The organism is Winslowiella sp. 2C04 (assembly GCF_050037805.1).
Taxonomy (GTDB): Bacteria; Pseudomonadota; Gammaproteobacteria; order Enterobacterales; family Enterobacteriaceae; genus Erwinia; species Erwinia toletana_A.
In genome coordinates, this window is record NZ_CP188300.1 from 383,968 (window position 1) to 398,465 (window position 14,498).

General features: G+C 52.5%; 14 protein-coding genes. 3 read left to right on the forward strand and 11 right to left on the reverse strand.

The genetic code is table 11. From position 1 onward, the window contains the following. Positions 1 to 58: 58 nt before the first annotated feature. The 10 genes from ACP3TC_RS01800 to ACP3TC_RS01845 all read right to left on the reverse strand — a co-directional run bounded on the left by ACP3TC_RS01800 (position 59) and on the right by ACP3TC_RS01845 (position 8,461). Positions 59 to 1,126 carry an EscU/YscU/HrcU family type III secretion system export apparatus switch protein gene (locus tag ACP3TC_RS01800; RefSeq protein WP_313853980.1) on the reverse strand — a complete coding sequence of 356 codons (1,068 nt, stop codon included), beginning with the start codon at positions 1,124 to 1,126 and terminating at the stop codon, positions 59 to 61. After that, entirely contained in the window at positions 1,123 to 1,899 is a 777-nt protein-coding gene (gene sctT, locus ACP3TC_RS01805; RefSeq protein ID WP_313853979.1) for a type III secretion system export apparatus subunit SctT, read from the reverse strand. The genes ACP3TC_RS01800 and sctT overlap by 4 nt, the downstream gene beginning before the upstream one ends. A gap of 1 nt (position 1,900) precedes the next feature. Further along, on the reverse strand, positions 1,901 to 2,170 hold the full coding sequence (sctS, locus tag ACP3TC_RS01810) for a type III secretion system export apparatus subunit SctS (RefSeq protein ID WP_313853977.1): 270 nt from the start codon (positions 2,168 to 2,170) through the stop codon (positions 1,901 to 1,903). Between the two features lie 14 nt (positions 2,171 to 2,184). Further along, the gene (gene sctR / locus ACP3TC_RS01815; protein ID WP_052902117.1) at positions 2,185 to 2,835 is read right to left on the reverse strand and encodes a type III secretion system export apparatus subunit SctR; all 651 of its coding nucleotides are present in this window, start codon (positions 2,833 to 2,835) and stop codon (positions 2,185 to 2,187) included. Between the two features lie 83 nt (positions 2,836 to 2,918). Next, positions 2,919 to 3,905: a type III secretion system cytoplasmic ring protein SctQ gene (sctQ, locus tag ACP3TC_RS01820; protein WP_426817394.1), complete on the reverse strand. Its 987-nt coding sequence runs from the start codon at positions 3,903 to 3,905 to the stop codon at positions 2,919 to 2,921. Next, entirely contained in the window at positions 3,880 to 4,350 is a 471-nt protein-coding gene (locus tag ACP3TC_RS01825; RefSeq protein ID WP_426817395.1) for a hypothetical protein, read from the reverse strand. Before ACP3TC_RS01825 ends, sctQ begins: the two co-directional genes overlap by 26 nt. Before the next feature lie 2 nt (positions 4,351 to 4,352). Further along, positions 4,353 to 4,733 carry a hypothetical protein gene (locus ACP3TC_RS01830; protein ID WP_313853951.1) on the reverse strand — a complete coding sequence of 127 codons (381 nt, stop codon included), beginning with the start codon at positions 4,731 to 4,733 and terminating at the stop codon, positions 4,353 to 4,355. Then, entirely contained in the window at positions 4,715 to 6,043 is a 1,329-nt protein-coding gene (locus ACP3TC_RS01835; protein WP_313853950.1) for an EscN/YscN/HrcN family type III secretion system ATPase, read from the reverse strand. The genes ACP3TC_RS01830 and ACP3TC_RS01835 overlap by 19 nt, the downstream gene beginning before the upstream one ends. Position 6,044: 1 nt before the next feature. Beyond that, complete coding sequence (locus ACP3TC_RS01840; RefSeq protein ID WP_313857817.1) at positions 6,045 to 8,087, reverse strand: EscV/YscV/HrcV family type III secretion system export apparatus protein; 2,043 nt, start codon at positions 8,085 to 8,087, stop codon at positions 6,045 to 6,047. A gap of 5 nt (positions 8,088 to 8,092) precedes the next feature. Further along, positions 8,093 to 8,461 carry a type III secretion chaperone SycN gene (locus ACP3TC_RS01845; protein WP_313853949.1) on the reverse strand — a complete coding sequence of 123 codons (369 nt, stop codon included), beginning with the start codon at positions 8,459 to 8,461 and terminating at the stop codon, positions 8,093 to 8,095. A gap of 278 nt (positions 8,462 to 8,739) precedes the next feature. Here ACP3TC_RS01845 and ACP3TC_RS01850 point away from each other — a divergent pair, with 278 nt between their 5' ends. Beyond that, complete coding sequence (locus ACP3TC_RS01850) at positions 8,740 to 11,538, forward strand: two component system sensor kinase (protein WP_426817396.1); 2,799 nt, start codon at positions 8,740 to 8,742, stop codon at positions 11,536 to 11,538. Between the two features lie 115 nt (positions 11,539 to 11,653). Here ACP3TC_RS01850 and ACP3TC_RS01855 read toward each other — a convergent pair whose 3' ends face one another. Then, entirely contained in the window at positions 11,654 to 12,310 is a 657-nt protein-coding gene (locus ACP3TC_RS01855) for a two component system response regulator (protein WP_426817397.1), read from the reverse strand. Positions 12,311 to 12,616: 306 nt separating this feature from the next. Between ACP3TC_RS01855 and ACP3TC_RS01860 the strand changes: the two genes are divergently transcribed. Both ACP3TC_RS01860 and ACP3TC_RS01865 read left to right on the forward strand, forming a co-directional pair. Next, on the forward strand, positions 12,617 to 13,003 hold the full coding sequence (locus tag ACP3TC_RS01860; RefSeq protein WP_426817398.1) for a hypothetical protein: 387 nt from the start codon (positions 12,617 to 12,619) through the stop codon (positions 13,001 to 13,003). Next, positions 12,994 to 14,490, forward strand: coding sequence for an EscC/YscC/HrcC family type III secretion system outer membrane ring protein (locus ACP3TC_RS01865; protein ID WP_390902423.1), 1,497 nt, complete (start codon positions 12,994 to 12,996; stop codon positions 14,488 to 14,490). The genes ACP3TC_RS01860 and ACP3TC_RS01865 overlap by 10 nt, the downstream gene beginning before the upstream one ends. Positions 14,491 to 14,498: the final 8 nt, after the last annotated feature.

The window sequence follows — 14,498 nt, forward strand, 5'->3', positions numbered from 1 at the left end:
AGAGTGCCATAAAGAACAGCCGCTTAATCCGGTACAAAATAATAATACCGATAAATTTTTAATTTTCATCTTCTTCACTATCATCGTCATCGTAGTCCAGCTTCATCGCAAGGCGCAGAATATGCGCCACAGGTTCAAAAAGTTCGGCCGGAATATAACCGCCAACCGGGGTTCCATTGGCGAGTGCGCGCGCCACCAGAATGTTTTCTACGACCGGAACACCGGCTTTTTCCGCTAATTGCACAATATGTAATGCGCGTTTGTCGCGTCCCATTTCAATAACCTGCGGCAGCGGTGATTTGTCCGGATGGTAATAAAGGCAAACGGCAATATGAGTCGGGTTACGCACCACGGCGGTCGACTTTTTAACGTTGGCCGCCAGACTGCCGCTCTGTATTTCGCGATGCACTTCTTTGCGCTTCTGCTTTATTTCTGAATTTCCCTCGAGGTTTTTATGCTCCTGCTTAATATCATCCATCGACATCATCATTTTTTTAGTGTTGTCATGGCGTTGGAAGGCGAGGTCGGCGATGCCAATGACCACATAAAAACCAATCAGTGACAGAAACATCCAGAACAGCAGGCGCATCGCCACTTCCAGCCCGTTGATAACCGGATAGAGCGGAAGAAACTGAATAGTGGAGCTGTACTGTCGCAACAGATAAAAGAAAATCAGCGAAAGCAATGACACTTTCAGCACTGATTTGACGAACTCAAACAGATTTTTAGCGGAAAATATGTTTTTCAGATTGGACATGACATTGAGCTTTTTCGCCGAGGGTTTTAATGCCTCGGTGGCAAGCAGTGGACCAATCTGCACCAGAATGCTGAAGGCGGTCGTGGTGATCATTACCGCCGCAATGCCCGAAACGAAACGCAGTGCCAGTGAGCCCACTGCTTCCATCAATTGGCCCAGACCTATGCTCAGCGTTTGATTGGTCGCATTGATTGCCAGCTCCTGCAGTTGCACCAATATGCGCCATAGCGCAGGCCCTTCGAAGGTGAAATAGCCCAGTATCACTGCCAGCTGCACGCCACTGGTGACCTCAACGCTTTTGGCGACCTGGCCTTTTTTACGCGCATCACGAATTTTTTTCGGTGTGGGCTTTTCGGTTTTTTCACTCATGAAAAAGCCTCCAGCAACCTGCTGCTCAGATTCTTAAAGAACATGCTGTATTCCAGCAAACTGCCATAGGCGAAGTTAAAACTGATGATCAGCATCAGCAGCGCAAAGGCACTTTTAATCGGCATCGCCAGGAAAAAGACGTTTAACTGCTGAGCGGAGCGGTTAATCAGCCCCATTGCCATATCCACCAGCAGAATCACCACCATCGCTGGCATGGCGAAGCGAATTCCCAGTTCATACATCAGTTGCCACTGCTGGCTGATAAAGGCCAGCGCATCAGGCCCGTAATGCAGCCCCCCGCCGGGTGGTAAGGTTTGATAAGAGTGATAAATGGCGCGCATCAGTTCGTTAAAACTGCCGCTCATCAGAAACAGCACGCCAAAAACTTGGGTAAATAACAGACCGAACAGCGAGGATTGCTGCCCTAACAGCGGGTTAAGTACGCTGGCCATTGAAGAACCACGCATGGTATCAATGATAAAACCTGCCATATCCAGCGCCCAGAAGGGGATGGCGGCGCAAAAGCCAATGACCAGTCCAATACACAGCTCGCCTGCGGCGAGGATAAAAAATCCCCAGGCACCCGCGGCAGGTACGGGCCATTCGGTATAAACCGGCACCAGTGGCAAGGCGATCATTAATAACAGTGCGTTGCGGGTCAGCATGCCGCCGAGGTTGCCGGTGCTAAACAGCGGCATCAGCAGAAATACGCCCAGCGGGCGTAACATACACAGACCAAGAATCGGCAACCATTGTATCCACAAGCTGACCATGTCATTCCCTCATCTGGGTGATTTGGTCAAATGCCAGCCCTGCATAGGTCAGTATTACGTCGCCCATCCAACTGTAAGTTACCGCCAGCGTTATCGAGACGGCGACCAGTTTGGCGAGGAACTGAATGGTCTGCTCCTGAATCTGGGTCAGCGCCTGCATCAGGCTCACCAGAATACCGACAAATGAGGCCACCATAACCACCGGCAGGGAAAGTATCAGTACCAGCCACATCATCTGCGTCGCCAGCTGGGTGATCATCGCTTCACTCATTTTTTACTCCGCGATCAGGAAAAGGAGAGGACCAGCTGGCGCAATAACTTCTCCCAGCCGCCCATCAGGACGAAGACCAGAAGTTTCAGTGGCATAGAAATTGTCATCGGCGAAACCATCATCATGCCCATCGCCAGCAAGACGTTAGAAACCACCAGATCAATGGCAATAAAAGGCAGGAACAGCAGCAGGCCGATCTTGAAGGCTTCAATCAACTGGCTGACGGTAAACGCCGGCATCATTACCAGCAGTGAGTTGTCTGGAATGCGTTGCTGATATTTTTCAGGCCAGATTTGGTGACCAATATCGACAAAGAAATGCACCTGCTCCGGTGCGGTATTGCGCTCCAGAAACTCGCGGTAGGGTGCCAGAATGCCGGTCTCAACCTGTTGGATAAACGCCGGAGATTCCAGGCTGACCGGGTTTTCGGCGAGGTTATCCTGAATCGCCAGTACCACCGGTGCCATGGTAAAAAATGTCAACACCAGCGCCAGCCCATACAGCGCAATATTCGGCGGTATCTGCTGGATACCCAGCGCGTTTCGCAGCAGGGCAAACACGATCGATAGTTTCAGAAAGGAAGTGCCCAACACGATCAATAACGGCAAGATCGAGAGGGCAAACAGTACAATAATAAGTTGTAATGGATTGTCTAATAACGCCATGAGAGCTACACGGAAATCAAATATGGCGGCTATTATCACCAACCACTGACGTCAGGCGTATCAGGTGAACACCCTGGATTACCTCAGCAAAGGTGGTCGATTTTTACTGCCATCTTGCCGTCGAACGCCAGTAAAGAGCCACGCGCAATGGCGCGGTTGCCCACTTTCAATGTCACCAGCCCGTTCTGCTGGGCCACGCCAGACAGCAATCCTCCGGCTACCATGTTGCTCAACTCCTGAATCGAAACCGCCAACTGAGCCACTTCCACCGTGACGTTCACCGTAGCTTCATTCAGCGCCTGCTCGACACTGTTACCATGAATGGTATTGGTCTCAAGTGAGGGGGAAAGGTCCATCCAGTCTTCAAAATCACTCATTACTGCCTCGATAGTAAAAGTCTCTTGCTCGCTACTTTGCGCGATAATGGCGAGCGGTCGATCGAGAAACAGGGCAACCTGTCCCTCAGAAATCTGCCAGCTTTTATGCAGCATCAGCGCATCGCCTGGCCGCAGTGAGCTGAGTTGTCCGGCAGTGACGGTGCTCCAGCCCGCCAGCAGGCTGGCAGTCAGGATAATTTCGGCCTGGTCATCAGCGAAATTTACCGGAAACATATTATCCGCCAGACTGTCGATCCAGGGTTCAGCACCACTGAGCAAGCGCAGATCCAGCTGCCGGTCTGCGCGCTGAATAGTCATGCTCCAGCCCAGTCCTGCTGGCGCGTCACCGGGTTGCAGAGTCTGTGCCTCTGGCCACAATAAATCACCGCTGTCGCTGCATTCGCTGGCGTCTGCCAGTGTCCAGTGCGCCAGTAAAGGCTGTAATTCGGCGGGAGCCAATGCCAGCGAAGGGACTGACAGCATCGGCGTTACCCACTGGCACCATTGCTGTTCATCCAGCCACAGTGTTACCGGCCGATCGTGAAACTGAGCATGCAGCAGCAAGCCGCTGGATGCGTTTTGCTGGCGAAATGACAGCTGTATGCTGCCTTGCTCGCTGAACAGCTGTAAGCCATGTCCTACTTTTTTGATCAGGCGTCCCTGATCTTTACTCAGCTGCGCGATCTGCATCATTAATCTCCACCGTGACATGGCAGTTAAACTGCGTGGCCAACTGCTGCTCCAACTGGCGCGCCGAACCCATCCGCCGTAACAACGGTTCCAGATCCTGTGTTCGCAAGCGGACAGACATGTCGTCATTGCGGTAACAGGCCTCAATTTCCAGTCCGGCCAGCGGGCCATTCGTCAGACGCCAGCGCAGCCAGCTGCTGGTTAATGATTCTTTCATGCGCCAGTCTGACGTCAGTGGTAAATCATTCGCACCTTCCCAGTGAAAGGTTTTGGCCAACGTATCCGAACCGCGACCGCTGGCTATCGTCGACGAAGTGTCACGTTTTTTGGGCGACATCCCCATTAACGAGCTAAAGCGCTGTTGCTCTTGCTCATCAGAGGGATGATGTTCCTCTGCAGTTCGCTGATTTAGCCCCCACTGGCGGGGTGAAAACGGGGGAATATGCATGTTTACTCCATAAGAATGTTGAGTTTTTCCTGATCCATCAGCACCTGCCGTAACAATAATTGCTGCTCATCTTTATCCCTTTGCAGATGAGCGAACATATCGTCAGTGGCGGCGACTTGCGCTTGCAGATGGTGATCCTGCTGGTAATAACCCGCCAGCTGAGCGCGTAATAATCTCCACTGTAGCGACGTGAGTGTCTGCTCCTGGCTGCTGCTTTCTCGCCATTGCTGCCATAATTGCTGGTGAGCCTGCAGCAACTGCTGTTTACGCTGCTCCACTTGCTGCCATTCTTCTTCGAGACGGGCGATTTCACGACGAATGCGCCGCTCCCGGCGTTTTTTCAGCGACAGCAGGGTCGACAGCGTCAGTCGACTGTCTGGCACAGCAACTCCAGCGTTTCATTGAAATCGTTTTTCTCCGTCACCGATTGACAGAGAAATTCACTGATGGCTTCTTTACGTTCCATCGCTTCATCGGCCAGCGGATCCTGTCCCTGCTGGTATTCACCCACGCGTACCAGCAATTCGATCTCTTTCCACGCCGCCATCAATCGCCGCAGCTTACCGGCACGTTGACGATGCTCTTGGTCGGTGACCATCGACATTATTCGGCTGACGCTGGCGGCAATATCGATGGCCGGATAATGGTTGGCCTGCGCCAGCTTGCGCGACAGCACAATATGGCCGTCGAGAATCGAGCGCACTTCATCGGCCACCGGTTCATTGAGGTTATCGCCTTCAACCAGCACGGTATAAATGCCAGTGATACTGCCGCTTGCCGCTGGCCCGGCGCGCTCCAGCAGGCGCGGCAGACGAGCAAAGAAACTTGGAGGATAACCGCCTGCCAGCGCTGGCTCGCCTGCCGCCAGGCCGATTTCGCGCGAGGCACGGGCAAAACGTGTCAGCGAGTCCATCATTAACAAGACGTTTAGCCCCTGGTCGCGGAAATACTCAGCAATGGCCGTGGCGGTATAGGCGGCTTTCAGGCGCTCAAGTGCCGGGCGGTCGGAAGTGGATATCACCATCACACAGCGGGCACGCGCTTCGACACTCAGGGTATGCTCGAGGAATTCGCGAACTTCGCGTCCCCTTTCGCCAATCAGCGCCAGTACGATGACATCTGCCAGGCTGCCGTCACAAATCATACCGAGCAGAGTACTTTTACCCCCGCCAGCGGCAGCAAAAATACCGATACGCTGCCCCATCCCACAGGTCAGTAAACCATCAATAGCGCGCACGCCCAGCGGCAGTGGCGTATCAATCAGCGTACGGGTAAGGGGATTGGGCGCCTCGCCTTCTAAAGAGCGTTTTTCGCTATCGTCAGGCAGCGGCAAATCGTCGATCGGCCTTCCCAGACCATCCACCACCCGGCCTAACAAAAAATCGCCGACTTGCAATTGATGCACATTGCCACTCGCCAGCACTTTACTGCCGGTGGTGACGCCCAGCGGTTCGCTAAACGGAGAGAGCATCGCGTAGTTACCCTCAATCGCCACCACTTCCGCTTCAATACCGGAAGGTTCGAGGCGGCATATTTCGGCGATGCTGACGCCAGGCAGCGAGGCGCGCAGTAACGTCGGGCCAATCTCCACGACTTTACCGGCCAGCTGTACACCAATATCGGGCGGTGGCGGCGGTAAACTGAGGCGTTGCTCCAGCATGGCTAATACGGTTTCCTGTTGCGGCAGACGCATTTTATTGCTCTCCAATCAGGTCGATATTGCCAATGACTCGCAGCTCAATTTCTTCGCCAATCTCTTGAAACGACAGGACTTGCAGTGCATAAAAATCACGCTCAATAACCCGGCGTAAGAAGCGACGAACATCAATGGCGGTGAGCAGCACGTTGTTCTGTTTTTCGTTACCTTCGACGGCGGCACGGATCTGTTCGATAATCTGCTGCGAAAGTTGTGGATCCAACGCGGAATAGGAACCGGCAGAGGTCTGGCGTATCGCTTCGCGGATCATGCCTTCGATCACATCGCCAATCATCCAGCCGCTGACCCAGGGTTGATCGCCACGGAAGCGGCTCAGCAGATGGCGACGCAGTGAAATGCGGACATACTCCACCAGCATGATCGGATCCTTTTCACGCGGTGCCCATTCGATCAACGCTTCAAAGATGCTACGCAGATCGCGGATCGAAATTTCTTCCGTTACCAGACGTTGCAACACATCGGCAATGCGACCAATCGGTAACTGACGCTGGACCTCTTTGATCAAATCGGAATATTGGCTCTCCATGCCATCCATCAGGAAACGCGTCTCCTGCACACCAATAAATTCACCGGCATAGCGATTGATCAGTGTTGATAAGCAATGGGTCAGGCGTTCCTCATCCTGATAGAGCGTTACGCCCAGCGCGGAAATCGCATCCTTGTCTGCGGGCGCAATCCACTGCAGGCTGAGGCCACCAAACGGCAGAGGGGTATTTTGTTGTGCCTGAGGCAGTATTTGCGACTTTGCGTCAGCCAGCAGCAAGCCCTGCGGAATCTGGATGTTCAGTACCACTTCCTGATACAGCAGAACTTGCAGTGTGCCCGGCGTCAGCGAAGGATCTTTTTGCAGCACAATCTCAGGCAGCGGGATGCCTAACTGCTCAAATTTGCGGAAGCGGAAAGCGTTAAGCTTGGCGGACAGCTGGTTTGAGCGGGCCAAATCGGTGGCGAGACGCAGCATCAGCGGCGTGGCACCAGGGGTCATGTTGCCGGTAGCGCTACTGCCATCAGCGCCATTCTCACTGATTGCCATGCCGGGTACTGCATCGGCGCTGGCAAGCCGTTTTCTTTTCGCCCACCAGGTAATGGAGAACAGCAGTGCAGCCAGCATAATAAAGTAGATGGCGGGAAAACCGGGGATCAGCGCAAACACCAGCAACACCACACATGCCAGCATCAGCGCCTGTGGCTGTTTACCCAACTGCTGGGCAAGGTCGCTGGCGAGGTTCTGCTGTTCCTCGCCGCTCACGCGGGTGACGATAATACCGGCGGTAATTGAGATCAGCAGCGCAGGGATCTGGCTAACCAGGCCATCACCAATCGACAGGATGGCGTAAACCGACAGCGCTTCGCTGGCACTCAGGCCATGCATCATCACGCCGATCGCAGTACCCCCTAAAATGTTGACCAGAATGATAACGATACCGGCGATGGCGTCACCTTTGACGAACTTCATCGCACCATCCATTGCGCCGTACAGCTGGCTCTCTTTCTGTACCTGGTTACGCAGGCGTTTCGCCTGATCGCCATCGATGGCGCCAGCACGCAGATCGCCATCGATACTCATTTGCTTACCCGGCATCGCATCCAGTGAGAAACGGGCGCTGACTTCAGCGACACGCTCCGAGCCTTTGGTAATCACGATAAACTGCACAATGGTAATAATCAGGAAGACAATTAAGCCGACACCAAGGTTACCGCCGACGGCAAATTCACCAAAGGTGTAGACGATTTGGCCCGCATCCGCTTGCAGCAGGATCAGGCGCGTGGTGCTGATCGTCAGTGCCAGACGGTACAGTGTGGTAATCAGCAGCACTGCCGGAAAGGCCGCAAACTCAAGCGGATTTTTGATATACAGTGCCATCATCAACAGGATGACGGAAATTGTCAGGTTGACGGCGATCATAAAGTCCACCAGCCCGGTCGGCAGTGGAACAATCATCATAAATATTGCTATCAGCAGCATTGCTGCCAGCACAATATCCTGGCGGCCCGAAAGCATAATCAGGACGCGTTTCATCTGATTCACCGGTTACCTCCTGCGGTGGTTTCAAGTAGGCGGCGCAGGGTATGCATGCACATCAGCCAGTGAGTGGTGTCACTCTCTTTGGTTGGTGCGCAGCTCAGCATTTGCTGCCCGTGCAGTTGCCAGACGCGAACAGGTGTGCCCTGTGTCCGGCTGGGGTGACAGGCGGTAAGCAACTTTTTCATCACCTCAATTTGATAAGCGGGTTCCACTTCACGCCCCAGCGTTAACAGGATGTGCTCATCAAGGGATTCGATGTATAGCTGATAAGGAGGCATAGAAAATTCCATGCGCTCTTCAATACATTGCGCCGTCAGGTCGGCCAGCTGCAGAAATTTCTCCAGTCGCCGTTCAGTTTGTAATTCCATCCGGCCTCTCTGATAATTGATGGATACACCCGTCTTACAAGCGGCAGGCGTGTGGGCTGTGCACGTTTATTCCCGCAGCCGGGATAGCTCTGCTGCTGGAGATTTACGGACGTATTGCCTTCCTGCTACCCGATTTTTTTTTGGGTATAAAAGAGTTTGCTTTAATGACTCTTCAGGTCGAGTATCATCATAAAAACCAGGTCATATCGCTATCGGGTAAACACCTGAACAGCACGCCAGCGGAAGGCGTCAGTCTCCTTCTGAGGGTGGCAATAATCATGAGTAAACTTTGGGCTAACTCGCTGCTTTTTCGACTGATGTTGATAGTTGGCTGTATTATTGCCCTGTTTGGCATCGTGACGGAGTCGGTGCAATTCTGGTCGCGCTATGTCGATAGGCAAACCACATTGCGTCATGAACTGGTGGCCGAAGTCGGGGGGCTGGTCAACGAACAGAGCAACCACTATTTTCAGGCGCAATATCGTTTAAATACCTTTCATGAGGTGTGGCGGGCACTGCCGGAGGGGATCTCGCTTAATCTGAATGCCCGCGACGTGCTATTTATTCCATTTACTGATGAGCGGATTCAGACAGATAATCCGCAGTTATATAAGGCGATGCAGGCGGTAAAACTGTTCGGTAACGCGGGCAACAGCGAAGCGATTTACCTTATTCTGCCGCATCAGGGGATGATTATTTATCACCCGGACTCTGCCGATAAGCACCTTTTGCAGCAGCGCGCCGCTGAGCTGTTAGCCCTGAGTCAACAACATTCCCGCACCGGCATTGTCTGGGGAACGCCGTTTAGCATCGGCGATCGCTTGTATGTGCCGATGACGCAGCATCTTTCTGACAGTGAAGCGATATCGGGTATCAACCTGGCCGTCTGGAGCAAGCCCGAGCTGAATCCCGATTTGAATGACAACATCGCTTTCGCCATGCTGGATGGCAACAATCAACTGTTACCGTTGAGCTCGCAGGAGAAAGCCATTCCCGCTGACGAATTTCCTGTTGAGATACTTTCTCGCTGTCAGTCAAATACGACGGTGCTTTATCAGGGGTTTAATTACGTTTGCAAAGCGCTGAAGGAACCTGGCTGGCAATTAGTCGCCCGCTATCCACAGCAACAAATCGTGTTAAGAGCGCTGGAATCGCAGCTGTGGACACTGCCGCCAGTCGCAGCGGTATGGTTGACGCTGTTGGCGATTATCTACTGGGTATTACTTCATCAAGTGATTCGCCCATTACGACGTTTTGTGGATGTGGTGGATCGCTTTCGCTTTATGGACTGGGCGCATTCATTAACCGAAGGACGTAATGATGAGTTGGGGCGGATTGCCAGGGCCTATAACCGGTTGCTGGTGGTCATCAGAGCACACTATGAAACGCTGGAAAAACGTGTGCACGAACGCACCCGGGCGCTGGATGACGCCAGGCGCAGTGCCGAACAGCTGAGTAGCAGCAAAAGCATTCATATGGCCAGCATCAGCCATGAAATACGCACGCCAATGAACGGTGTGGTGGGTGCGCTTAGCCTGCTACAGCGTTCCAGATTGACGGCTGAACAGCAGGATTTAGTCGAAACGGCGCACACCTCTGCCGATTACTTGCTCTCAATTATTAATAATTTACTCGATTACAATCATATCGAAGCCGGACAGCTGCAACTGTCGTATGAGCCAACCGAACTGTTGCCACTGCTGGATCGGGTGATGATGACGGTATGTGTCAGCGCGAATGCGAAAGGGCTGAAGCTCTCTTGTCTGGTCGCTGCTAATCTGCCGGAAAGCCTTGAGATCAGCCGTATTCGCGTGAAACAGATTTTGATCAATATGCTGGGTAACGCAATAAAATTCACCGAACAGGGCGATGTTCGGTTACAGGTAGAACGGCAAGGCCATCTGTTGATGATTTCCGTGGAAGACAGCGGGAAAGGTATCTTACCTGAGCATCTGCAAACTATCTTTCGCCCCTTTGTACAGATCAGTGAACACAGCGGTGGCAATGGCCTGGGGTTAACCATCTCCGCGATGCTGGCCCAGTTGATGGGAGGGGAGATCAAAGTCACCAGTCAACCTGGCAAAGGCTCCTGCTTCACGTTGTTGCTGCCAATAAATCATCCGGGTGCCAACCTTGAGAGTTTTAGCGGCACGCTGTCTGCTCCGCCTGAACTGCACCAGCAGCTACAGCTATGGGGAATAACGCCACAGCAAGGCGAACAACCGCTGCTCTCGTCACCAACCCTGGTGTATCTGCCTGGTCGCCTGCAACGCCAGCTGGCGGCGATTTATGGCAAGGTTTATGAGGAAGATGTCAGCGCCACGCTGCCGATCTGCCCATGGTCCCTTAAAGTATTGGTGGTGGATGATATTACGACTAATCGCGAAATTGTCAGCAAGATATTGCGTGCTCTGGGCCATCAGCCAGATAGCGTCGCTTCTGGTGCGCAAGCGCTTGAGGCGGGTCGGCTCAACGTTTACGACATGGTGCTGATGGATTTGCGTATGCCGGAAATGGATGGATTTGAAACCGCCCAGCGCTGGCGCGATCCGCTGTCCGGCATACTTGATGACGATACGCCCATTATTGCGCTGACCGCGAATACACTGTCGGTAGAGCGTGAGCGGGTTAAAAAGAGTGTGATGAATGGCTATCTTGCGAAGCCGTTACGCATGGAAAAATTGCTGCAGGCGATTGAGCACGTGGTGGTGATGCAGATGGCGAGAGAGATTGAGTTGATGCCCAATGAGCTGTTACAACGGCCATTATTTGATGCCACACAGGATGCTGAGATGCAAAATAAGCTGCGAACCACCTTACAGGTGTTTGCTCAGCGGATTGATGAGAGCTGGCAGCAGCAGCAACAACATACTTTGCTGGAGCTGTTGCATGCGCTCAAAGGCTGCGCGGGGCTGGCCGGTATTGACGACATTTTCAACGCCAGTGAACAGTTGGAAACCGAGGTTCGTCACGGTAACTGGCCAACAGCTCAGCAGATACGGACGCTGCTTAACCGATTAAGCGCGGCATCGGGTTCAACTGTGACATCTGATGGTGATAATGCAAAACCAAATTAGCGAGATGGGTGGTCTGCAGGGGGCTAACCCTCGGCAGGGGCGGTGAAAACGCCTTTACTTCAGAAAACCGATCTCAGAAGCGCTTAAATAACCCATAATAGGCGATGCCGCTGGCTTAGTTATCGTGAATACCCAGGCGCACCGCCCAGTTGGTCAGCGCAACTGCACTATGGGCATTTAGCTTGCGCATCAGGTTGAGGCGATGGGTTTCGACGGTTTTTATGGTGATCTTCAGATTTTCGGCAATATCCCGATTACGCAATGCCTGAGCAATCAGCTTAAGGATTTGTCGCTCACGCACCGTCAGGCTGACCGTACCGTCTAAACTCGGTTTTTCACTAATTTGCTGCTGGTCCAGCGAGGGATCAAGAAAGGTTCGTCCCGCTCTGACAGCCTGCAAAGCTGCCAGCAGCGTCTGCTGTGAGCTTTTCTTCAGAATATAGGCGATAGCGCCAGCCTCAAGCGCCGCCCGTGCACGATGCTCGTTACTGTTAGCGGTCAGAACCATAATAATCAGCTCCGGCCAGCGTTGCTTAAGCTGGTGGATGACATCAATACCGTCCATTCCCGGCAAGCCTAAATCCATCAGCACCAGATCCGGAGCCAGACGTTGGCAAGCAGCATAGGCTTCTAAACCATCCGTGACTTCGCCCGCCACCTGATAACCCGGCAGTGACGACAGTAACTGTTTTACTCCATCACTTATTAATGAATGATCTTCGATCAATACAACCCGCTTCGTGGCGGACGACATCTCTGGTGAAATTATCATAATAAAATTAATCAATAGCTTTATAATTAGGTAATCAGAAAATTATAATGAAAACCTCTTACAGAACTTTCCTGAGATGCCTGGGAGCTTTCCCGCGTAAAAATCAGATAATCAGCCATTCTGCTTCAAATCATTGAACCTGCAGTGCTTATAAATGCACCAGTAAACCCCTAAGATAACAACAAATCATTTAAGCGCTTTTTCACGCTACCCCTGCCACTTCACCAATTCAGGTCATCACCTGATATCCATTTCTGCGCGAAATTTTCACAATAGCGCCTCTTTTTCCAATGCAATCGAGAACCTATGAAACTCCCCAACTCCCTTGCCGCACTGGAGTGGGTCCGCGTGAATGAATCTCGCAGCGACCGGCTGGTACTGAACATTGCCGATACTCCGGCCTGGTGTGCTTGCTATCCGCAAGCCATCTGCGTGGCTATGGATACCGGCCTGATCATCAGTGAAATTGACTGGCTACAGCGTGTTTGCCTGTGGTTTGCTGCCGTTCGCGATTGTATTAACGATTGCCTGATACTCGAAGCCAACCGGTTAATGCTGGTCCGGCGTCATAAAGATCCCCAAACCACCGTTCAGTGGGAAGCCGCGCTGAACCAGCAGCTGGCGGTTTGCGACTGGTTGAACCGATACGGTGCAGCAGAGATGAACACTAATCCAGCAGAGGGATGGCGATGAAACGCAAAATGCATTGGGCGTGTGGTCTCGCGCTGTTATTTGCCAGCACTCAGGTGATGGCTACCATTCCATGGCAGGATAACGCGCCGTTTTTCCTGTCCAGCCGCGGCAGTAAACTGATCGATGTGCTGCAAGATTTCGGTGCCAACTATGGCGTACCGGTGGTGGTAAGCAAGCAGGTTGATGAGCCGTTTATCGGTGTTATTCAAAATATGCCGCCTGCCGAGGCGCTGGACCATTTGGCACGCCAACATAAACTGGCGTGGTACTACGATGGTCAGGCGATTTATATCTATAAGGCGCAAGAAGTCAGCAGCATGTTGATTACGCCAACTTATCTGACCGTAGACACATTGACCCGCCAGCTTACGACCAGCGGCATTCTGGATAAGCGTAATTGCCGGGTGCGTAAACTGCCGGCGTCGAATGCTTTACAGGTTGAAGGCGTACCGATTTGCCTTAAACGTGTCGATACCGTCTCAAAGCGCATCGACGAGCAGAAGCTGAATCACGATCAAAATCAGGAAATTATTCGCTTCTTCCCGCTGAAATATGCCAGTGCATCAGACAGTAATTACAACTATCGCGGTCAGCAGGTGGTGGTGCCCGGTACGGTCAGTATGCTGAAAGAGATGGCGCAGGGGCGAACGCTGCCGTTACAGGAAAATCAGGGGCAACAACAACCCTCAGACCGATCTCTGCCGATGTTTTCTGCCGATGTTCAGCAAAACGCGGTGATTGTGCGTGACCGAAAAATCAACATGCCGCTGTATGAGAAGTTGATTAAGGAGTTTGACCGCAAGCCAGCATTGATTGAAATCGCGGTGCTGATCATTGATGTCAATGCCCAGGATCTCAGCTCGTTAGGCATTGACTGGGCGATGTCGACCAAAATCGGTGGGGGGCGGATTAGCTTTAACAGTAACGGCGAAGCGAATGCCAATAACTTTTCATCCGTCATCTCAAATACGCCAAATTTTATGATTAGACTCAATGCGTTACAGCAAAATGCTAAAGCGCAAATTCTCTCGCGTCCCTCGGTGGTGACGCTGGATAACACTCAGGCAGTGCTGGATCGCAGTATCACTTTCCACACGAAGCTATTGGCGGAAAACGTTGCCAAGGTGGAATCGATTTCAACCGGCACTTTGCTGCGTGTGACGCCGCGCCTGATTGATGAAAATGGTCAAAAGCAGATGATGTTGAAACTGGTCATCCAGGATGGACGACAAATTGACTCTACCAGTGTCCAGGAACCGCTACCGCAGACGCTGAGCTCTGAAGTCTCTACCCAGACGCTGCTGCGTGCGGGTCAGAGTCTGTTACTGGGTGGCTTTGTGCAGAATGAAAACAGCGAAGGCGTGAGCAAAATACCGTTACTGGGTGATCTTCCACTCGTGGGCAGTTTGTTCCGTTCCAAGCAAAATAACACCCGCAGTACGGTTCGTCTGTTTCTGATTAAGGCTGAACCCTCAACCCAGTCCTGATCCCGGAG